The sequence below is a fragment of the Bacillales bacterium genome (assembly GCA_035700025.1).
In the GTDB taxonomy this organism is placed as follows: Bacteria; Bacillota; Bacilli; order Bacillales; family DASSOY01; genus DASSOY01.
This window is the reverse complement of the sequence record DASSOY010000013.1, coordinates 12,091-31,794: the sequence shown is the minus strand read 5'-3', so window position 1 is coordinate 31,794 and position 19,704 is coordinate 12,091. Positions and strand designations below refer to the sequence as shown.

Annotated in this window: 20 protein-coding genes and 1 riboswitch; of the genes, 16 read left to right on the top strand and 4 right to left on the bottom strand. The window is 48.6% G+C overall.

Translation table 11 applies throughout. The annotated features are described in order from the left end of the window. Positions 1-85 precede the first annotated feature (85 nt). The 5 genes from VFK44_03005 to ytaF all read left to right on the top strand — a co-directional run bounded on the left by VFK44_03005 (position 86) and on the right by ytaF (position 3,225). Complete coding sequence (locus VFK44_03005) at positions 86-559, top strand: hypothetical protein (GenBank protein ID HET7627335.1); 474 nt, start codon at positions 86-88, stop codon at positions 557-559. Between the two features lie 39 nt (positions 560-598). Then, positions 599-1,177: a sigma-70 family RNA polymerase sigma factor gene (locus VFK44_03000; protein ID HET7627334.1), complete on the top strand. Its 579-nt coding sequence runs from the start codon at positions 599-601 to the stop codon at positions 1,175-1,177. Beyond that, on the top strand, positions 1,161-1,877 hold the full coding sequence (locus VFK44_02995; GenBank protein ID HET7627333.1) for an anti-sigma factor: 717 nt from the start codon (positions 1,161-1,163) through the stop codon (positions 1,875-1,877). The genes VFK44_03000 and VFK44_02995 overlap by 17 nt, the downstream gene beginning before the upstream one ends. A gap of 243 nt (positions 1,878-2,120) precedes the next feature. Further along, entirely contained in the window at positions 2,121-2,525 is a 405-nt protein-coding gene (locus VFK44_02990) for an Hsp20/alpha crystallin family protein (protein HET7627332.1), read from the top strand. A gap of 79 nt (positions 2,526-2,604) precedes the next feature. Further along, complete coding sequence (gene ytaF / locus VFK44_02985) at positions 2,605-3,225, top strand: sporulation membrane protein YtaF (protein ID HET7627331.1); 621 nt, start codon at positions 2,605-2,607, stop codon at positions 3,223-3,225. A gap of 40 nt (positions 3,226-3,265) precedes the next feature. On the opposite strand, the gene VFK44_02980 is transcribed toward ytaF, so the two are convergent. Together VFK44_02980 and VFK44_02975 are read right to left on the bottom strand one after the other, a co-directional pair. Beyond that, positions 3,266-3,760 (bottom strand): spore coat protein, encoded by a 495-nt coding sequence (locus tag VFK44_02980; protein ID HET7627330.1) that lies wholly within the window; start codon positions 3,758-3,760, stop codon positions 3,266-3,268. 26 nt (positions 3,761-3,786) lie between these two features. Then, positions 3,787-3,972, bottom strand: coding sequence for a spore coat protein (locus VFK44_02975; GenBank protein ID HET7627329.1), 186 nt, complete (start codon positions 3,970-3,972; stop codon positions 3,787-3,789). A gap of 285 nt (positions 3,973-4,257) precedes the next feature. Here VFK44_02975 and VFK44_02970 point away from each other — a divergent pair, with 285 nt between their 5' ends. The 8 genes from VFK44_02970 to VFK44_02935 all read left to right on the top strand — a co-directional run bounded on the left by VFK44_02970 (position 4,258) and on the right by VFK44_02935 (position 14,812). Beyond that, positions 4,258-5,856 carry an ABC transporter substrate-binding protein gene (locus VFK44_02970; protein ID HET7627328.1) on the top strand — a complete coding sequence of 533 codons (1,599 nt, stop codon included), beginning with the start codon at positions 4,258-4,260 and terminating at the stop codon, positions 5,854-5,856. 105 nt (positions 5,857-5,961) lie between these two features. Further along, positions 5,962-6,903, top strand: coding sequence for an ABC transporter permease (locus VFK44_02965; GenBank protein ID HET7627327.1), 942 nt, complete (start codon positions 5,962-5,964; stop codon positions 6,901-6,903). Positions 6,904-6,924: 21 nt separating this feature from the next. Continuing rightward, positions 6,925-7,764, top strand: coding sequence for an ABC transporter permease (locus tag VFK44_02960; GenBank protein HET7627326.1), 840 nt, complete (start codon positions 6,925-6,927; stop codon positions 7,762-7,764). Between the two features lie 19 nt (positions 7,765-7,783). Continuing rightward, entirely contained in the window at positions 7,784-8,767 is a 984-nt protein-coding gene (locus VFK44_02955) for an ABC transporter ATP-binding protein (protein ID HET7627325.1), read from the top strand. After that, entirely contained in the window at positions 8,760-9,719 is a 960-nt protein-coding gene (locus VFK44_02950; GenBank protein HET7627324.1) for a dipeptide ABC transporter ATP-binding protein, read from the top strand. The genes VFK44_02955 and VFK44_02950 overlap by 8 nt, the downstream gene beginning before the upstream one ends. An 11-nt stretch (positions 9,720-9,730) precedes the next feature. Beyond that, the gene (locus VFK44_02945) at positions 9,731-10,396 is read left to right on the top strand and encodes a DUF1028 domain-containing protein (protein ID HET7627323.1); all 666 of its coding nucleotides are present in this window, start codon (positions 9,731-9,733) and stop codon (positions 10,394-10,396) included. Positions 10,397-10,526: 130 nt separating this feature from the next. Beyond that, positions 10,527-12,689, top strand: coding sequence for a GAF domain-containing protein (locus VFK44_02940; protein HET7627322.1), 2,163 nt, complete (start codon positions 10,527-10,529; stop codon positions 12,687-12,689). A gap of 79 nt (positions 12,690-12,768) precedes the next feature. Continuing rightward, positions 12,769-12,899, top strand: a riboswitch (cyclic di-AMP (ydaO/yuaA leader). An 83-nt stretch (positions 12,900-12,982) separates the two neighbouring features. Further along, complete coding sequence (locus tag VFK44_02935) at positions 12,983-14,812, top strand: APC family permease (protein ID HET7627321.1); 1,830 nt, start codon at positions 12,983-12,985, stop codon at positions 14,810-14,812. 20 nt (positions 14,813-14,832) lie between these two features. Here VFK44_02935 and VFK44_02930 read toward each other — a convergent pair whose 3' ends face one another. Continuing rightward, positions 14,833-15,807 carry an RNA ligase family protein gene (locus VFK44_02930; GenBank protein HET7627320.1) on the bottom strand — a complete coding sequence of 325 codons (975 nt, stop codon included), beginning with the start codon at positions 15,805-15,807 and terminating at the stop codon, positions 14,833-14,835. 99 nt (positions 15,808-15,906) lie between these two features. On the opposite strand from VFK44_02930, the gene VFK44_02925 reads away from it, so the two are divergent. Then, entirely contained in the window at positions 15,907-16,779 is an 873-nt protein-coding gene (locus VFK44_02925) for a DNA polymerase domain-containing protein (GenBank protein ID HET7627319.1), read from the top strand. A gap of 44 nt (positions 16,780-16,823) precedes the next feature. On the opposite strand, the gene VFK44_02920 is transcribed toward VFK44_02925, so the two are convergent. Next, complete coding sequence (locus VFK44_02920) at positions 16,824-17,336, bottom strand: DUF3231 family protein (GenBank protein HET7627318.1); 513 nt, start codon at positions 17,334-17,336, stop codon at positions 16,824-16,826. A gap of 158 nt (positions 17,337-17,494) precedes the next feature. Between VFK44_02920 and VFK44_02915 the strand changes: the two genes are divergently transcribed. Together VFK44_02915 and VFK44_02910 are read left to right on the top strand one after the other, a co-directional pair. Beyond that, the gene (locus VFK44_02915; GenBank protein ID HET7627317.1) at positions 17,495-18,343 is read left to right on the top strand and encodes an MBL fold metallo-hydrolase; all 849 of its coding nucleotides are present in this window, start codon (positions 17,495-17,497) and stop codon (positions 18,341-18,343) included. A 125-nt stretch (positions 18,344-18,468) separates the two neighbouring features. Beyond that, the gene (locus VFK44_02910) at positions 18,469-19,629 is read left to right on the top strand and encodes an ROK family transcriptional regulator (GenBank protein ID HET7627316.1); all 1,161 of its coding nucleotides are present in this window, start codon (positions 18,469-18,471) and stop codon (positions 19,627-19,629) included. The last annotated feature ends 75 nt before the right edge of the window (positions 19,630-19,704 follow it).

Genomic DNA, 19,704 nt, shown 5'->3' with positions numbered 1-19,704 from the left:
CTCAATTTTATAAAAAAAAAATCAAACCGATCGCCGAATCACGTCGTTACCTTTATAAAACGAAACATAAGGAGGCATTTTCGACATGAAGCAACGATTTGTTTGGTCTGCACTCATTTTGGCGGGATTGGTGTTGGTGTTGGCGGCTTGCGGCAGCCAAGGGACTTCGAACGGACAATCGGATACTTACGACGTGACGCTTCAGCTGCTGCATAACGATGAAATCGGCGATTATTTGGCGGACGGCAAAGGGATGACGTTATATTATTTCACGAAAGACGAACCGGGCGAAAGCTATTGCAAAGATCAATGTTTAGAGGCATGGCCGCCTTTGTACGGAAGTCATCCGAAGGTGCCTGAAGGGTTCAAAGCTTCCGATTTCGGAACGATCACTCGCGAGGATACCGGCAAGGAACAAATCACTTATAAAGGCTATCCGTTATATTACTTCACACCGGACAAAAAGAAGGGTGACGTCAAAGGGCAAGGCGTAAAAGGCGTTTGGTACATCGTCAATGCCGAAACCGAGTTTTCGGCAAAGGAAGGCATGGATTATTAAGGTATAATGAACGAAACGAGACCGGGGCGGAGGTATGCGATGAACGAGAAGAGCGATCAACAATTAATGGCATTGATTCGCGATCGTCAACGTTCGGCGTTAGAGACGTTGTATGACCGTTATGTGAACGTCGTGTACAGCTTTGCCCTGAAAATGACGAAAGGCGATACGGAAGCAACGAAAGATATCGTCCAACAAGTCTTTATGCGCATTTGGACAACGAAGAGCTTGTATGAAGAAAACAAGGGCGCGTTTGTGAACTGGATCTTGACGATTACGAGAAACTTGGCGACGGATCACTTGCGCAAGGAAAACGCGTATGACCGAAAAGCTTCCCTTGTAAAATTTGCTTCGTCGGACACAGCAGATGTCGACGCGATCGTTTCTGCCCGATTGATGAAACAGCATGTTCGCGAAGCAAAAAGCCGGCTGACTCCGGCACAGCAACGGTTGTTGCATTATTTGTATTGGGAAGGGATGACGATTAGGGAAATTGCCGCGCAGGAACAACAGCCGATTGGAACGGTGAAAAGCCGGCTGCACCAATCGTTGAAACAGCTTCGGCGTCATTTGCGATCGGAAAGAGAGGGGGAGACGAACCATGGGGAGACGATGTGAACGAATGGATGAAGTCATTCCGTTCTTGGCGGGTACACTTGATGAAAAGCAAACGCTTCGTTTCCTCAACCATCTCTCAACATGCGGTGCGTGTTCCCGGGACTTGGAACGACTGCAAGATACGTGGCAGGCCCTTGCCTTTGATTTCGAAATGCGGCAAGCACCGCCATCGTTAAAACGAGAAGTGATGGACGGGATCTTTGATAACGTCGATGTTCCCCGAAAGCGGCGGGTCGGACCCTTGTTGCGGCGGACCTTTATTGCTGTCGCTTCTTCCCTTCTTCTTTTGTTTGCCGGCTATGTGATTTACGACCGTGAACAGGCCGTCGAAGATCCATGGCAGATGGCAGAAACGATTGGCGCATCCCATGTCATCGGCATGTATACCCTTCAACCGGTGAACGCATCGGCGCACGGAAGCGGGAGGGCGTATCGCGTTTCCGACGGCGGCCAAGATAAACTCGTATTAACGTTCCGCAACATGAAACCGCCAAAAGAAAACGAAGCTTACCAAGTTTGGCTGCTGACCAGCAGCGGTCACCGCTGGAATTGTGGGACCTTTCGGCCAAACGCCGACGGCGAGGGTGTGTTGACGTATTCCTTGCCCCACGAATTCCAATTCAGTGGAATCGGCGTCACGCTTGAATCCGCGCCGTTCGAAATGCAGCCGCACGGAAAGAAAGTCTTAAAATCTTCATAGCCTTGTCTTATCTTCGCTCGGGAAATGGCAACGGACATTCATCCTCTCAGCGCATGTTTCTTCATCAGAGGATTGAATGTCCGTCCATTTTTTAGATAGCCCATTAAAGGTGGTAAGTTCCCATTGCACCAGCGGTGCAGATGCCTATTTTCTCGGGGGCATCTTTTTTTGTTTCTAATCATTTTCTTGTCAATGTCGAAAGGGCTGATGGCGGCATAAGATAAAGCGGAGGAGGGATGACAGGTGGCTGATCCATTCAATCCGTGGAATTTGTTTCGCGGGGAAGGGACAGGAAATTTAGACATGTCTTGGGTGAAAGACTACGTGAATGACGTGATGAAGCAAGCCATGCCCGATTCGTTCAACAACGATTTCCGACACGCGGGCGTCAATTCCGACGTCTTCGAGACGCATCATTCGATGATTGCCCGTTTGAAGTTGCCGGACGACATCCGACCGGAAAATATAACGGTGCATTTTTTGCCGAACGAGTTAAAAATCGACGGGCTTCGGGAACCGCATGTGATTCGTTTGCCGGTCAACGGATCTTTCAAAGGCAGCAAAGCGGTTTATCAAAACGGGGTTCTCGAAATTCGTGTGCCGAAAAGAACCGGGGAACGGTATCAACAAATTCCCATCGAATATTGATGCCAACCGTAGCGGAATTGAGGAAATGTCGTCGGGGCATGTTTCATTCTTGGTTTTCGAAAAGGAGGCTGGCAGACGCATGCACGGTTTATCCATCATCGGACTCGCTCTCGCCGTCAGTCTCGACAGCTTCAGCGTCGGAACGGCGTACGGGTTGAAAAAAACAAAAATACCGCTGTGCTCTGTGTTGATCATTGCTGCTTGTTCCGCGTGTGTGCTGTTTTTGGCGATGAACTTCGGGAAGTCGTTGGAGTCGTTGTTGTCGCAAAATGCGGCGAGAGCAACCGGCGGGTGGCTTTTGGTCGCACTCGGTTTTGCCGCGCTGCTCCACTATTTTGTATCAGGACGTGAACTTTCTCGGGAAATGATACACGTTCGCATCCGGCCGCTCGGCATCTTGATTCAAATCCTTAAGGATCCCGAACAAGCCGATGCCGATCATTCGGGAACGATTTCACCGGCCGAAGCGTTCGTGTTAGGATGCGCTTTGTCATTTGACGCCTTTGGCGCCGGCATCGCCGCTGCCTTCGTGGAATATTCTGCGCTTTTTACTGCCTGCTTAGTTGCCTGTATGAGCGGCTTGTTCCTTTGGGGAGGCAAAACGTTTGGCTTTCATTTTTCCGAATCCGGTTGGTTGAAGAAAGTTTCGTTCGTTCCTGGAATTCTGCTCATTCTGATCGGCCTCTCCCGGATGAAATAATAAGTTCAACCGCGGACCATCCGCGGTTGATTTGTTGTCGTTATAAGATGTCGAGCTTGACGAGCAATGCGACGAGTACTTGCAGCAATAGTTGAATATTCACGGCGAGATCGGTATCCGTAGTGGTGATGTTGACGCCGCGGCTGTTCTCGACATAAGTCGTCTGTTTGTTGGACTGTTTCACTCTGACGCGTTGCAGCAAATCTTGCGTGACTTTGTCTCCGGTATCGCTGTCGCCGATCGTGATGCTGATGATTAACGCAATCGCCACTTGCAAAGCCGCTTGCAAATTAACGGCAGCCTTTGTGTCCGTCGTATGAATTTCGACGTCGCACGAGTCGATGACGATCACTTTTTCTTCGGAACTTTGTTCGTTGTATGCGACTTGATCCCCTTGTTGTTCGACACCTTCGTCATTTGGGCTGAGCGGATGGACGGCCGTCGGATCAAGCGCGGACCATCTTCGCTCATTCCTGCAACTGCTTCCGGACCTTGCGGCACTCCTTGAATGGTTTACGTGAATGTCTCCATGCATATGGGTCACCTCTTCTTTGAAAATTTTTATTTTAACAACGCGTCGACTTGTTTTTGGATATCCGTAACGACATTGCGAATCTTTTCTTTTTTCTCCGGCGGCAATTGTTGCAATTTTTCCCGTACGTTGTGTTTTTCGAACACATCTTCCACGAGCACGTCCATCATTCGGTTTGCGGCGTTTTTGCTTTTCAAATCATCGAGCAGGCTCAATTCGTTTCCCCCCTTATGAAGGCAAAATCATCGTGAACAATAACAAGGTATGTCCCAAGTCAGCAGGCGGCGACGGCAAGAGTCTCGGAAATTCAAACTCGAACGCAAAGATGTGCGTTTGCGCAGGGTCTATGGCTGCAACGAATAAAGCCGATCTTCCCCATTTGTGAGATTTCACAAAGAATCTAGCTGAATTTCATAATTGAACACGTAGTTATCGAATCCAACAATTAGTAAACTCAATCGTAAGAATTGTGAATCAAATTAGGGGAGGGACCCGATCTCTTGAAAAAAGGAACTTGTTATTTATTAATTGTTGCGCTTATACTTTTGCTCACGGCATGTACGAGTCCGCAGAGCACATTGTCTGGGAATGGGAAGGATGGCGGTTCTTCGTCACAGGCTGACGAGAATGCTGACACCGCCGAGAATGCGAAGCCGCAACCTGGGGGGACGCTCGTCATTTCAGATTTGTCGGGCGCGCAAAAGCTCGACCCCCACACGGTTACGGGAGCTGCCGGCATTCATTATCTTGAAAACATGTATAACACCTTATTTGATTACAAAGAAGGTACATACGGCGAACTGGAAGGGGAACTTGTTAAAGATTACGAAGTTTCCGAAGACGGATTAACGTACACGTTCACACTTCACGACAATGTGAAGTTTCACAACGGAGATCCGCTCACTTCCGAAGACGTGAAATACTCAATTAACCGCATAAAAAAATTGAAAGTGCGGGCTTCCCAGTTTTCGATGGTCAAAAGCATTGAAACGCCTTCCGACACGAAAGTGGTTATTACGTTGAAGCAAAAGACCGCTCCGTTTCTCACGTTTCTCGCCAATCCGGTCAACGCGATTGTGAACAAGACGGTGGTGGAAGCGAATGGGGGCAGTCTTGATGCGGCGGACGGTGGAAGCGGTCCTTTCAAAATGGTTGAGTGGACAAAAGGAAATCAACTCGTATTGGCCAAGTTTGACGATTATTTCGTAGAAGGGAAACCTTATCTCGATAAAGTAATTTGGAAAAACATTCCTGATGCGACAGCAAGAAATACAGCGCTGCGCAACGGAGAAATTAACATCAATTTGCAATTGACGCCGAAAGACGTCAAATTGTTGAAAAAAGCCGATGGCGTTAAGGTGGATTCAGTTACTGGCTCTTACTGGGAATACATCGGTCTCAACGTGAAACACGGACCGTTGAAAAAGAAAAAGGTTCGGCAGGCAATCGCCTGGGCCGTCGATCGCGAAGCTTTAAACAAAGTTGTGAAATTCGGGCAGGCGGAGCCGCTAACGAATGGACCGATTCCTCCTGGCCATTGGGCGCATTCGGATGAAGCGGTTTATCCGAAACAAAACATTGATAAAGCGAAGCAATTGTTAAAAGAAGCGGGTTATCCAGACGGTGTCGATTTACAGATGATCGTCAGCCCTAACGAGTCTCAAGTCAATGCAGCTCAAGTGATAAAACAACAAGTGAAAGAGGCAGGAATTAACATCGAAGTCAAACAGCTCGAATCGAGCGTGTTCTTTAACAAACTTGGTAAACACGACTTTCAGATGGCCGTCGTCGGCTGGGTCGGATTTGTCGATCCCGACGAATTTTTATACAACATCTTCCATACGAGAGGACAATACAACCAACAAGATTATTCCAATCCAAAAGTGGATGCTTTGCTTGAAAAAGGAAGAACGACTTTAGACCGGGAAAAACGTAAAGAAATCTACGCTAAGGCGCAAAAAATCATCGCACAAGACGCGCCGATGGTGTTCTTGTATGCCAACACACAATCTTCCGGTTTGACCGAAAATGTGCACGGATTTGACGTAAATCCGACGGTTTCGACCAAATCGCTGGTGAATACCTGGCTTTCCAAGTAATTGACACGGCGGAACCAGTCGATCGACTGGTTCCTCTTTTTTCATTGGAGAACTTCTCGGTTTGGCGCAAACCAAGCTTTTTTTATTCGATTTGGAGGATAACCCATGGTTAAATATATCGCGAAACGAATACTCATTTCTCTTCCCGTTTTGTTCGGCATTTCGCTCGTGGCTTTTTTCGTTGTTCGGCTCGTCCCGGGTGATACCGTGACGGCAATGCTTGGCACGAATTACAGCGAACACGAGGCGGACTTGATCCGCCATCGATATGGCCTCGACAAACCCATTTACGTCCAATACGGAATCTGGCTGTTGAATTTGTTACATGGCGATTTCGGTGTTTCCTCATTCACGCACCGTCCAGTGCTTCAGTTGATCTTCGAGCGGTTGCCAATCACCTTAGAACTGACCATTCTCAGTGTATCTTTCGCCGTACTGTTTGCTATTCCATTTGGTACGTATGCGGCAATTCTTCGCAACAGCCCGGTCGATTACGGGACGGGTTTTTTCGGATTGCTTGGACTGTCCATTCCAAATTTTTGGCTGGGTACGATGCTTGTGCTTTATTTTTCGCTGTACCTCGGCTGGTTGCCTTCAAGCGGCTTTGTCGGATTTCTCGAAGATCCATTAGGCAATGCGAAGTCGATGTTGTTGCCGACGCTGACACTTGGTACGGCGGTCGGCGCAGTCATTATGCGGATGACACGTTCATCGATGCTGGAAATCACACGTGAGGAGTACATCAAGGTGGCGCGGGCGAAAGGCGTCAAAAGAGCACGGCTGATTTGGAAACATGCGATCAAAAACGCGATGATTCCGGTCATAACGATCATCGGTGTGCAAGTCGGATATTTAATGGGAGGATCCGTGGTCATCGAGCAAATTTTTGCATTGCCGGGCATTGGGCGGCTCGCCTTGCATGCGATCACGAATAGAGATTATCCGCTGCTGCAAGGGACGATATTGTTTATCGCGACATTTTTCGTCGTCATAAATTTGTTGGTTGACATCATTTATGCTTTTTTGAACCCGAAAATTCGTTATTAATTCGTAAAGGAGGCACGTACCGTGAGTGAAATTATTTATCGTTTTTGCAAAAACCGTCTGGCGCTTGCCGGATTCATCATCATTGCCGTATTGTTTGCGTGCGCACTTGCCGCGCCTATCATCGCTCCTTACGGTCCGTTGCAAATGAAGCCGAGCGATATGTTGTCGCCGCCAAGCGTTGTACATTGGTTCGGAACAGATCAATTCGGGCGGGACATTTTCAGCAGGATCATTTATGGGACACGGATCTCGTTCAAGGTTGGGCTGATTTCGGTCAGCATTTCGCTCGTCAGCGGGGGGATCATCGGGATTGTAGCCGGTTATTATGGCGGGATTGTTGATTCTGCATTGTCGCGAGTCGTCGACGTGCTGTTTTCATTTCCTGACATATTGCTCGGGTTGATCATCATGGCCGTTCTCGGTGCCAGTTTAACGAACTTGATGATTGCGGTCGGCATCGTTTACACGCCGATTTTTGCTCGAATCGCGAGAGGGGCGGTGTTGGCAATTAAAGATTCGCTCTATATAGAGGCGGCACGATCGATCGGCGTTGGGCACTTGAAAATCATGTTCCGCCATATTTTGCCCAATTCATTAGCTCCACTGATCGTGCAAGTAAGTTTATCGCTCGCTTTTGCCATCCTTGCGGAGGCGGCGTTAAGTTTTCTCGGCCTTGGTGCGTCACCGGATACACCGTCATGGGGCAACATGCTGCGCGAAGGCAAGGACTGGATGGAGCAAGCTTGGTGGATTGCGGTCTTTCCCGGCATTGCGATTACTTTTGCCGTCTTCAGTTTTAACGTCGTTGGAGATGGTCTTCGCGACGCAATCGATCCGAAATTGAAAGACGAGTCCGCCTAATGGAGAGGGAGTGGTGCAGATGGGCGATAAAATATTGGATGTCAAAGGGTTAAAAACATATTTTCAAACACGGAAAGGCTTGGTGAAAGCGGTCGACGGCGTCGATTTTTCGGTCGAACGCGGCGAGATCCTCGGCATCGTCGGGGAATCGGGGTGCGGCAAAAGCGTGACCTCGCAATCGATTATGGGACTTGTCGGCGACCAGAAAAACGAGACTGTAGAAGGTGAAATACTTTTTAAAGGCCAAGATTTATTGAAGTTGTCATCCGAACACATGAGAAAAATACGCGGGAAACAAGCAGCGATGGTATTTCAAGATCCAATGACATCATTGAATCCCGCCTACTCAGTGGGTTCGCAAATTGCGGAAATTCCGATCATCCATGAAAAAGAAAACAGTCGGACGGCATGGGAAAAAGCCGTGAAAATGCTTGAAAAGGTAGGCATTCCGTCGCCGAATGAGAGAGCGAGGCATTATCCGCATCAATTCAGCGGGGGGATGAGGCAAAGAGGCGTCATCGCGATGTCTCTCGCAGGAGATCCCGATTTACTGATAGCAGATGAACCGACGACGGCGTTAGATGTGACGATTCAAGCTCAAGTGCTTGAATTATTGAATCGGCTGCGCGATGAAATGAATTCAGCAATCGTGTTGGTTACGCACGACCTTGGCGTCGTGGCCGAACTGTGCGATCAAGTAGCGGTGATGTATGCCGGCAAAATCGTCGAGAAAGCATCGGTAAACCAACTTTTTCGAAATCCGCGCCATCCCTACACAAAAGGATTGTTGGCCTCGTTGCCGAAACCGGGTTCGAAAGAACGGCTGAAACCGATCGATGGGCAACCGCCGAATTTATATGAGCTTCCCGAAGGTTGTCGGTTTGCAGAGCGCTGTCCGATGGCGTTCGACAAATGCTTCCGGCAATCCCCGGAATTGTTCGCGGTTGATGCAGAACACGAATCTGCATGTTGGTTGGAGGAGGTTGACAATGGAAATGAATAAGGCGCTTGTCCGCGTTGAGAACTTAAAAAAAGACTTTCGCATTTCCAGAAGCGTGTTTTCTGTAAAAAAAGATCGCGTTCGCGCAGTTAATGGGTTGAATTTCTCCATTTACGAAGGCGAGACACTCGGCATCGTTGGGGAGTCCGGTTGCGGTAAATCAACGACCGGAAGGTTGTTGTTGAATTTAATCAAGCCTACGGAAGGCAGTGTCCATTTTGAAGGACGGGATTTGACGTCGTTGACGTATCGGGAAATGAAAAAGGCACGCAAGGATTTTCAGATGATTTTTCAAGATCCGTACGCTTCGTTGAATCCTAGAATGACAGTCAAGCAAATTTTGGAGGAGCCGCTCGTTACGCACCGATCACCGGATCGCGAAAAAAGAATCCGAAAGCTGATCGATGCCGTTGGGATTCCGGAAAGTTATCTTGACCGTAACCCGCACCAATTTTCCGGCGGGCAACGACAAAGAATCGGGATTGCGCGGGCGCTCATGTTGAATCCGAAATTCATCGTCGCCGATGAACCTGTGGCGGCTCTCGACGTGTCGATTCAGGCACAAATTTTGAATTTAATGATCGATTTGCAGAAGGAGCTTCATTTAACGTACTTGTTTATTGCCCATGATTTAGGTGTCGTACAATACATCAGCGACCGCATTGCGGTGATGTATCTCGGGGAAATCGTGGAGCTCGCTGAAAGTGATGAATTGTATGAACGTCCGCTCCATCCTTATACGAAGGCGCTGTTATCTGCGATTCCGGTTCCGGATCCTGAAAGAAAGCCGGAGAAAATTCAATTAAAAGGGGAGATCCCGAGTCCGGTACACCCGCCCTCAGGGTGCAAATTTCATACTCGCTGCCCGCTGGCGACGGAAAAATGCCGAACACAAGCGCCGCCATATCGCGAATTGCGAAAATCTCACTATGTCGCCTGTCATTATGCGCAATAAGGGGGGATCATGTGAGAGACGCGAGTATTTCAATCATCACCGCTTGTCCGAAAACCGATGATCTCGCCGTCGTCGTCGTCAGCTCGTTTCCAGCCGTCGGAGCCTACACGCCGATTGTCAGGCGCGGTGCAGGTATCGTCTGTATGTTAGGATGGTTTTATCCCGAAGTCGCCATTGACGGTCTTGATTGTTTGGAACAAGGGTTGACAGCAAACGTAGCTTTGAACAAAATGTTGACGAACCCGAGAGGGTCGAGGGAATATCCTGTAACTGTATTGGATAATTACGGAAATGTTTCCGCTTACTCGCATCCGGACAATCAAGCCCATGGCAGCCATCTTGTCGGTGATCGGCTTGTTGTACAAGTTCACGGTTTCACGCAAGATAAATTGACTTATCGCATTAAAAAAACGTTCGAAAGTGCAGAAGGGGATATTGCTGCGCGCTTGATGGAAGGTTTAAGAAAGGGAGTACCTTCGGAGCTGGCAGTGGAGTTGGGTCTTCGCTCAGCTGCTCTGGTCGTAGCGAGAGATCCGATTATTCCTTATTTAAGCCTGCGGATCGACGAGCATGAGCATCCGCTGGAAGAGTTGGCGAGGTTATCCGAGGAGTTGAAACCGCCGTTAGAGAGGCGATTTTTGAAATCGATCGGCGAAAAGCGAATGGCCTCAAAATAGAGTCGACCAACGAGAGGCGAATAACACCATTCTCTCGACTCAACCATCAATTCCGTGCACTGTTCTTGGCGCTGGCCGAGCTTTCTTTATAAAATGGGAGTAAGTTGCAAAAAAGGAGACGCTCCGACCGATGGATCTTGAAAATCTTACAAACCAATTGGCTTGCCGATTCAATCAGCACGAGGCTTCTGTATGGGTGAAAACGAAAGCTGCGGATTACAAGTGTCTTGCCCGTTCATCAGCGGATCTCACCCATGAGACGAAAATTCGGGAGGTCGAGGCTTCCGCAGAACAAAGCTTTCACGTCGTCGGAAAACATAAAGTTTGTTTTTTTGGCGAATATGTTCTCGTTTTCGACGGTCATCGGCCGATTCGCGATGTCGAGGGACTGACGAGTTACCTCATGGAACATCGCGCCTGGTTTGACTTGCTGTGTACAGTTGCTTCGATGAAACAAAGCGGCCAGGCGCATCGGCTGCTCATGGAAGTGGCCCACACAATCTCTTCATCGATGCACGACGAGAAGTTGCTCGATATCATCATCGAATCCGCAATTTCAGCATTACCGGCGGCCGACAAAGGGTTTTTGTTTCTATATGACGAAACTTCGGGCAAACTGCTCGTAAAGTCGGCGGTCGGATTCACTAAAGCGGCGTATTTGAAAACACAGCTTTCTCCGGGGGAAGCAATTACGGGACAAGTGTTTCAATCGGGGCAGCCTCTGTTGCTGAATGGGGAAGAGAACATTGTCAAGGCGATGGCGAACATGACCAAAGAGAACCGCCGTCATTATTTGGATGCCGTTGACGACGTCGATTATCCAGACAGCATCATCTCTGCTCCTCTCGTTTATCAAGAAGAGACCATCGGTGTTTTGATGATCGACAGTTTTAAAAAAGACGAGCATTTCATGGCGGCCGACCTTGAAGTGCTGCAGGCGCTTGCGAACCATGTAGCGGTAGCGATCGTACACTCGGAGTTATTCGAAAAGGAAAAGAGCCAACGGAAAAAGCTGCAGGTGATCCATAACACGTTAAAGCATGAACATTGGCGGCTCCAGCAAACGACCGATCTGCATTACCGTTTGTCTTCGATCGCGACACAAGGAAGAGGGCTTACTTCGATGGTCCGCGCCATGTATGATACCGTACAGACGTCCATCGGGCTTTTCGATACGTTGTTAAAACCGATTGCTTGGGCCGGGGACAACGCAAAGCTCACTCTTCCGAATGATTTTCTGAAGCTGCCCGAAGTACAGAAAGCGATGAAAACGAAAAAATGGCAGTTGACACAATCCGCGGAAGACGAGCAGTTGATCGTATTGCCGGTTTACGGAACGAACCATTTGCTCGGTTTTTTATGTGCCGAAGTGACGAACGACGAAGAAGCGGAAAAGAACATCTTCCTGCTCGAATACGGAACAACGATTTTGACCCTTGAATGGCTGAAAATCGAGGCGGTCGAGGAAACGAAGAAAAGAATGCGAGGCCATTTGTTTGACGAAATTCTCCTCGGTGATATAAACGTTCAATTGATTAAGCAGGCGAAAAGCCTCGGACTCGACGCGGAAGCGCACTATCTTGTGATTGCTGTAAACGACAGGGCGGGTCTTTCCGAAACGCCCGCTGTTTCACATTACGGGTATGAACAGGAACGGTGGTATTCGTACCTCAATAACAAACTCGAAAGAATGGGCATGCAAGGATTTGTCGTACAAAAGAAGCGGGAGATCGTCGTCATCGTCTCGTTTCAAAAAAACAAAACGGATTTTCGTCGCCGAGAAATCAGAGAAAAAGTCGAGGAATTGTTTGGTTTTTCAGACGAGCTGTTTGCCGGCATCGGGCGCATGAGGAAAGGGCTTGTTTACATTGGGAAGTCGTATAAAGAGGCGAAACAGTGCCTCGATTTGTTAAAAAAATCGAAGAGCATCGGGCGCCGTTTGCTGCATTTCTCCGAGATGGGGGCTTATCGATTTTTTTTAAAACATGACCCTGAAGATATTAAATCTTTCATCGATGATTTGCTCGGTCCTATTATGCGTTACGACCGCAAGAAAAACGGCGAGCTTTTCCAGACGTTGTTGGCCTATGTGAAGCATGATAAAGACAATAGGAAGATTACTTCCGAATTGAACATTCACTTTAATACGCTCTATTATCGAATGGCGAGAGTTCAAGAGATTACAGGGGTGGATTTCGCCCATTCGCAAGATTGGTTCGACATTCAGCTCGCTTGCCAAATGTACGGCTATATTCGGGAAAAGGAGGAGTCGGAGCCGAACCGACCCGATTGAAAAATTCGCAACTGTGCCGGGGTGGAAAAATCAAGACTTGACACCTTTCTCCCCTCCATATAAAATTGTCGCATCAGTTCAATCAGTTACGCTTAATCCATCAAGGTGGAGTGGGGGACCCGGTATCCAGGGGTGAATCCTGTCGAACAGGAAGGGCAACTTCCCGCCCGAACCCGTCAGCTAACCTCATCGGCGTTCTCGGGGAGTGGTGTGTCTTGACAAAGACTATTAAAGCATCGCTTTGGTAGTTTTTTTTATGGAAATCGCTTGATAGTTTCATGGAAGGTGCGCCTATGTATAACAAATTGAAACGACTTCTGATCGGGAAGCCGCTTAAATCGTATGAAATCAAAGGGCAGCAACTGAATAAGTTAAAAGCGCTCGCCCTCATGTCGTCCGATGCTTTGTCTTCCGTAGCTTACGGGCCGGAGCAAATTATTACGGTATTGGCGGCCGTTGGTATCATCGCTTTCTGGTACTCCTTGCCGATTGCCGTCGGGGTGTTAATTTTATTAACGGCGTTAATTCTTTCTTACCGGCAAATTATTTATGCCTATCCGCAAGGCGGCGGCGCGTACATGGTCGCCAAGGAAAATCTCGGCATGAATTTTGGGCTCGTGGCCGGCGGTTCTTTGCTTATTGACTATATTTTGACGGTAGCTGTCAGCGTGTCGGCGGGAACCGATGCGATCACATCGGCTTTTCCGATATTACATGAGCATAACATTATGATTGCGGTCATCATCGTCGTCATCATTACGATTTTAAATTTGCGCGGCTTAAGCGAATCGGCGTCGATACTGGCCTATCCCGTGTACTTGTTCGTCATTGCGCTCGTCGTCTTGATCCTCGTCGGGTTGTTTCAAGTGTTGACGGGGCATGTGTCTGCGGTGAATCATGCTGCGATCGGCACGCCGGTGATGGGCATCGGCTTGTTTATTCTTTTAAAGGCATTTTCGTCTGGATGTTCGGCATTGACGGGCGTCGAAGCGATTTCCAATGCGATTCCGAGCTTCAAGAAACCATCGGATAAAAATGCGGCTCTCACGCTCGTGATGATGGGGTGTATTTTGGGAGGTTTGTTTTCCGGCATCGTCTTTCTGACGTATTGGTTCGGCATCGCGCCGTCAGCGCATCAAACGGTGTTGTCGCAATTAAGCGAATCCGTGTTCGGTCGGCAAGTATTTTATTATTTCATCCAAGGCACGACCGCGATGATTCTCATATTGGCGGCGAATACCGGCTATTCTGCCTTCCCGCTCCTTGCGGTCAACCTTGCTCAAGATAAATTTATGCCGCGTCCGTTTTTGATGAGAGGGGACAGGCTCAGCTATTCCAACGGCATTCTTACATTGGGAGCCGCTTCCATCTTATTAATCGTTTTATTTGAGGGCAACACCGGGAATTTAATTCCGTTGTACGCGGTCGGCGTGTTCATTCCGTTTTCTTTATCGCAGACCGGGATGACGGTAAAATGGATTCGGACAAAGCCGAAAGGCTGGGTTTCGAAACTGGTGACCAACTTGGTCGGCGCCTTGATTTGTTACTTGATCTTAGTCATTTTCTTTGTAACGAAATTCGAAAAAGTATGGGTAGCCTTGATATTCATACCGCTTGTCGTGTCCGCTTTCCATGTCATTCATCGACATTATCTTGCTGTAGCTGATCAATTGCGAGTGGATATCGACGAGAAGTTGGACGACGTCAAGATGACAGAAAACATCGTGATCGTCCCCGTTTCCGGAATTACGACCGTGGTGGAACAGTCCATTTTATATGCGAAATCTTTAACCGACAACGTAATTGCGGTTTATATCGGGTTCAGCCCGGAAGCGATCGCGAAGATGGAGAAGGAATGGAAAATGTGGGAGACCGGCGTGAGGTTGGTGACGATCTATTCGCTTTACCGGAGCATCTTGACGCCGCTCAGCAAATTCATCGATACGGTTAAGTACAAGACCGACCAATCTGGGGCGAGAATCACCGTCGTCATGCCGCAGTTTTATACAAAATATTGGTGGCAAAGCTTGCTTCACAATCAATCGGGTGTGTTAATCAGAGCTTATTTGGTAAGGACGAAAGATATTGCGATGACGACAATTCCTTACCGTTTCAAAAAATAATAACCAGGAATCGAGACGGTTCAACGCGAATCCGTCTCTTTTGTTTGTTCAAAGCGGCATTCACGGGCTGGGACGTTCATGAAGGCTTGTATGCTCGGCTGCCGCACGGCACCGCCGTCTGTCCATTCGATAAATTGAATTTTCGCCGTCAGTTTCGGTTGCAGCCAGACGGCATCTTTATGCCGCCCCGGCGGAATCGCAAAAGGGCAGTCTTCCGTCGCCAACGGCCGGATCGTTTCCGTCAGCTGCCGCCATTCTGATTTTTTCAACTTACCGGTGCCGGCATGGCCGATGTACGTGAATTGTCCTTTTTCGTCGTATAACCCGAGCAGCAGGGCATTCACAATCCCTTGGCGAAGCGTAACGCCGCCGACAACCGCGATCAGGTCTTTGTAATTTTTTTTCTTTTGCCAGCGGTCGTTTTTTTGGCCAATGCCGTAGGAGCTGCGCAAATCTTTCAAGACAATGCCTTCCATGTCATGTTTCTCCATGACCTCGTACAACGGTTCCATTTCTTCATAACCGCTTGATTTCACGAGCTGCACGTGTTCGTTCGGTTGGATGATTGACGACAGCAGTTCCGTCCGTTCGCGCAGCGGCTGCTTATGTACCCATGTTCCGTCAACATAAAGCACGTCAAACACCATGTAAGTAATCGGCACTTGGGTCCGTATTTGCGGGACACGTTCCAAGCGGCGAATGCCGTCCCTGCGCATCACCTCATGAAAAGACGGTTTCCCGTCGTTCCCGAGTGCGATCACTTCGCCGTCTAAAATCATCGACCGTGCGCGGCAATACGATTTCACTGCATGCAGCTCTGGATAATGATCGGTGCGTTTGTTTTTTTTTCGATTGTACAATTCAATCGTTGTCCCGTCATAATAAGTCAATACTCTCACGCCGTCCCATTTGATTTGCGCGATCCAATGCTCTCCTTGCGGAATTGTTTCCGTCGTCACGGGTTCAAAAGGAACGACCGGCTCGAAAGTTGTCATCGCAGTCACCTCACGTAGGTTTACCGGCTCCAGCATTTCTTGCTGCCGCACATAGTTTGTATCAAACAGAAAGAAAATATCGGCAGGAGGTGGCGGTAAATGGAAGTCGATCATCCAGATCAAATGTACTGGATAGACGCACAGATAACGAAGGCCGCATACGCAAGCTATTTGACGGCGGCCGCGCCGCTGTTCCTCGCCGATACGAAAGATCGATTGTTGATGATCTGGCTGTATCCGCACGGTGTGGACGGCAAGCGAATTGAAAAAAGGACGTTGCCCGCAAGCGCACCGTCGTACGTGTGCCGGAAGCGGTACAAAGGAAAAATGAGAATGGTATTAAACGATACCGCCACGCTGCATTGGGCGTTGAACTACGGTGCGGTTGAATTTCACGTGCCGTTCGATACGATTTCGCGAACGGGTTTTCCGACGTTGTTGTTTTTCGACCTCGACAGGGCGAATCAGTTGCCGTTTTCGGCAGTTTTGGAGTGTGCACAGCATTTAAAGAAAGTGCTCGACGGCCTCGGCCTCATCAGCACCGTCAAATTTTCAGGTAAAACGGGTTTGCACGTTGGCGTACCGCTCAATCCCGTCTACTTGTTTGAACAAGCACGGCCGATTCAAGCATTTGTTGCTCGTTACGTCGTTGAAAAAATACCGGGACTCTTCACGATCGAACGAAACAAGAGCAAGCGCAGAAACAAAGTTTACTTCGATTACTTGCAACTGTGGAAAGGAAGGTCAATGGTCGTTCCTTACAGCGCGCGGGCGGTACCGCACGCGGCCGTGTCAGCACCGGTCTCTTGGGAGCGAATCGAACAAGGCGCGGAGCCGGAACATTACACGATATCCACTGTTCGCGAACGGTTAAATAAAGAGGCGCGCCGGTTTTCGGTTGCGGAAGAGGAGAAGGTGCAAAATACGGAGATTGCGGGGACGATCATCGACTTTTTGGTGTCCCGTCGTTAAAGAAGATCTCTCGGTCCGGAGGCCGAAGAGATCTTCTTGTCCCACTATTGCTTGACTTTTTCCACATGCAGCGGTGGAGTAAGGAGCCAGCCTTTTTCTTTGTTGATGCGGAGCAGCCGTTGTCCCATTTGCACTTTTTCCATGTGAAAGCGGGCAAACAGTGCGGCGATGTCTTCCCTTGTGGCCTGTCCGATGATTTGGCTGTCGGCCACGAGACCGGTGGTAATATCTTTTGCCAGTGCCGCCGAGATTTCCGGGTCGAGAATTCTCGCACCCTGCGGAATCTCTTGCCGGGAAGCGTCCGCGCGTTCCGGCGGGGCCGGCGGCAACGTGACTTCGTTTACCTTCAGCAGTTGTTCCGTCTCTTTAATGCTTGGCTTTACGACATCCTGTACCATGTCCGAAATAAACTGTTTCAAGTCGTCGTCACCCGCGTGGTTGTAGTAAACTTCGCAAGCGGTCTGTTGACTTTGAGCCGCGGCAAGCGAACTCCATACCGCAAATACTTCTCCGTAGTGCATCGGTTCATCTTGTTGATTTCCCGAGAGTATGCCCATAGGATAACCTCCTTTTCAATTGTTCGCTATATAGCATTTCCTTACTGATCAGGAGTATGTGTTCGCCGTAGAATACGGGAAACCGAAACAATGACAACTTCTACCAGCATAACAGTTTGGCTGTTTCGGGAAAATGTAACTAAAAAGGAGATGGGGCTATGGTCGAACGAATGGACAATCCGTTGGAAAACACATTCTTGCCGGTGACATCGGTAGCGAGCGGGGCCGGTACGGAAGTGTTGACCGACGTTTATTGTTATACTGACCAGATCGTCAATCTTTGTTTCATCGGCGATCCGCCGCGAAATGAATGGATTATGATCGATACCGGCATGCCTGGAAACGAGAAAGACATCGTGCGGGAAGCAGAAGAGCGCTTTGGCGAACATGCGCGACCCCGGGCGATCATCCTTACACACGGCCATTTCGATCACGTTGGCACAGTCGTCGAATTGGTGAAACACTGGGATGTTCCCGTATATGCACATAAACTGGAAATGCCGTATTTGACGGGAAGAACGGCTTATCCGCAACCCGATGCTTCGGTGGAAGGCGGGATGGTTGCGAAAATGTCGCCGATGTTTCCGACTGCTCCGGTCGACTTAGGCCATCACATTTCCCATTTGCCTGAGGACGGAACAGTTCCGGAAGCGCCGAATTGGCGTTGGATTCATACACCGGGACACTCGCCGGGTCACGTATCGTTGTTCAGGAAAGATGATCACACGCTGATTGCGGGAGATGCTTTCGTTACCGTCAGGCAAGATTCGTTGTACAAAGTGTTCACGCAGCAAGCCGAGATTAACGGTCCGCCGCGCTATTTAACGACAAACTGGCAGGCGGCCTGGGATTCGGTGAAGAAATTGCAGCAGCTGCAGCCGGAGACAGCGGTCACCGGGCATGGTCCGCCAATGAGCGGTACCGCGTTGGCCCAAGGATTAAGAAAGCTCGCCAATGAATTTGAAACGTTGGCCGTCCCTGATCACGGGCGGTATTTGGACCATTGATGGAAAACCGCTCTTTTAAGAGCGGTTTTTATTAATTTTCTAAAAGTTGTTGACAATATTATTCATTATTTTTATACTTAGTAATAGTTAGTAAGTAAGTTAAATAGACACGCGGAGGCAAATCGATGAACAGCCGATCCGGATTGCTGAAAAAAATCAATGAACGGAAAATCTTTAACGCCATTTATGAAAGCGAAATCATTTCGCGCGCAGAACTCGCCCGAAAATTAGATTTAGCATTACCGACAGTTTCAAGAATCGTCGACGATCTACTTGAAAGAGGCTGGCTGCAGTCCGTCGGAATCGGAGATTCCAGTGGAGGAAGACCTCCTTCTCTCGTTAAGATCGATCCAGAAGGCGCAGGCGTTATCGGAGTTGATTTAGGAAGAGAATCGGTGAGAATCATCTATGCGGATTTACTGGCCCAAGTAAGGTTAGCCGAAGATCATCCCATTACCGATATTGAGGGTCCGGAAGAATTGGCCAATCATCTAAAAGAATTTATTAAAAATTGCGGCATTCCAAAAAAGCGCTTGCTTGGGATTGGGATTGCCTCTCCTGGTCCTTTGGATCCAGACAGCGGTACTTTGTTTTCTCCAGAAGATGTATTAGCCAATTGGCTGGGTGCACCTATTGTAGAGACGTTAGAATCTAAGATCGGTGTCAATACTTGGTTGGCGAATGACGCTGATGCTGCAGCACTTGCTGAAAATTGGTTCGGGCGCGGAAAGCGAATCAAGAGTACGTTATTCGTATTGCATGACGTTGGGATTGGATCAGGGATTGTTCTTGATGGATCAATTTGGCGGGGCACACGAAACATGGCAGGAGAAATCAGTCATATGGTCGTCAATTTGGAAGGGGAGAAATGCTTCTGCGGTAAAAACGGATGTGTGGATACATACGCCTCCCTTTACAAAATCGAACAAAAAATTAAGGGGCTTAGGGAAAGAAAACCAGATGAAGCTTTTTTGGAAATTTTGCAGCGCGCGAAGGCGAAGTATGAACCGGATTATTCGGTTATTGCGAAAGCTGCTCGTTACGTTGCAACAGCGATTATTAATGTTGTTCAAGCCATAGACATTGAGGCAGTGATTTTGGGTGGGAGAACCCTCTTGTATGAAGACGCGTATTTCTCAACTCTTGTTGAAAATGAAGTGAAACAAATGCTTGGCAGCGATAATCGGGAAATTTCCGTGACTAGTTTCGGTTTTGATGCAGTCAGTATCGGCGCAGCAACACTTGTTTTACAACGCATTTACGATCATACACAACTATTTTACTGATAAGGACAAATTTGGTTGAACCCTGTATTGAAGTTACGATTCTGCTGCTCGCGAATATCTAGCAAAATTATTGGA

What these genes read in the sequence shown, in the direction of transcription:
- VFK44_03005 (HET7627335.1), top strand. Translation starts at nt 86, where the DNA reads ATGAAGCAACGATTTGTTTGGTCTGCACTCATTTTGGCGGGATTGGTG.
- VFK44_03000 (HET7627334.1), top strand. Translation starts at nt 599, where the DNA reads ATGAACGAGAAGAGCGATCAACAATTAATGGCATTGATTCGCGATCGT.
- VFK44_02995 (HET7627333.1), top strand. Translation starts at nt 1,161, where the DNA reads ATGGGGAGACGATGTGAACGAATGGATGAAGTCATTCCGTTCTTGGCG.
- ytaF (HET7627331.1), top strand. Translation starts at nt 2,605, where the DNA reads ATGCACGGTTTATCCATCATCGGACTCGCTCTCGCCGTCAGTCTCGAC.
- VFK44_02980 (HET7627330.1), bottom strand. Translation starts at nt 3,760, where the DNA reads ATGCATGGAGACATTCACGTAAACCATTCAAGGAGTGCCGCAAGGTCC.
- VFK44_02965 (HET7627327.1), top strand. Translation starts at nt 5,962, where the DNA reads ATGGTTAAATATATCGCGAAACGAATACTCATTTCTCTTCCCGTTTTG.
- VFK44_02955 (HET7627325.1), top strand. Translation starts at nt 7,784, where the DNA reads ATGGGCGATAAAATATTGGATGTCAAAGGGTTAAAAACATATTTTCAA.
- VFK44_02950 (HET7627324.1), top strand. Translation starts at nt 8,760, where the DNA reads ATGAATAAGGCGCTTGTCCGCGTTGAGAACTTAAAAAAAGACTTTCGC.
- VFK44_02940 (HET7627322.1), top strand. Translation starts at nt 10,527, where the DNA reads ATGGATCTTGAAAATCTTACAAACCAATTGGCTTGCCGATTCAATCAG.
- VFK44_02935 (HET7627321.1), top strand. Translation starts at nt 12,983, where the DNA reads ATGTATAACAAATTGAAACGACTTCTGATCGGGAAGCCGCTTAAATCG.
- VFK44_02930 (HET7627320.1), bottom strand. Translation starts at nt 15,807, where the DNA reads ATGACAACTTTCGAGCCGGTCGTTCCTTTTGAACCCGTGACGACGGAA.
- VFK44_02925 (HET7627319.1), top strand. Translation starts at nt 15,907, where the DNA reads ATGGAAGTCGATCATCCAGATCAAATGTACTGGATAGACGCACAGATA.
- VFK44_02920 (HET7627318.1), bottom strand. Translation starts at nt 17,336, where the DNA reads ATGGGCATACTCTCGGGAAATCAACAAGATGAACCGATGCACTACGGA.
- VFK44_02915 (HET7627317.1), top strand. Translation starts at nt 17,495, where the DNA reads ATGGTCGAACGAATGGACAATCCGTTGGAAAACACATTCTTGCCGGTG.
- VFK44_02910 (HET7627316.1), top strand. Translation starts at nt 18,469, where the DNA reads ATGAACAGCCGATCCGGATTGCTGAAAAAAATCAATGAACGGAAAATC.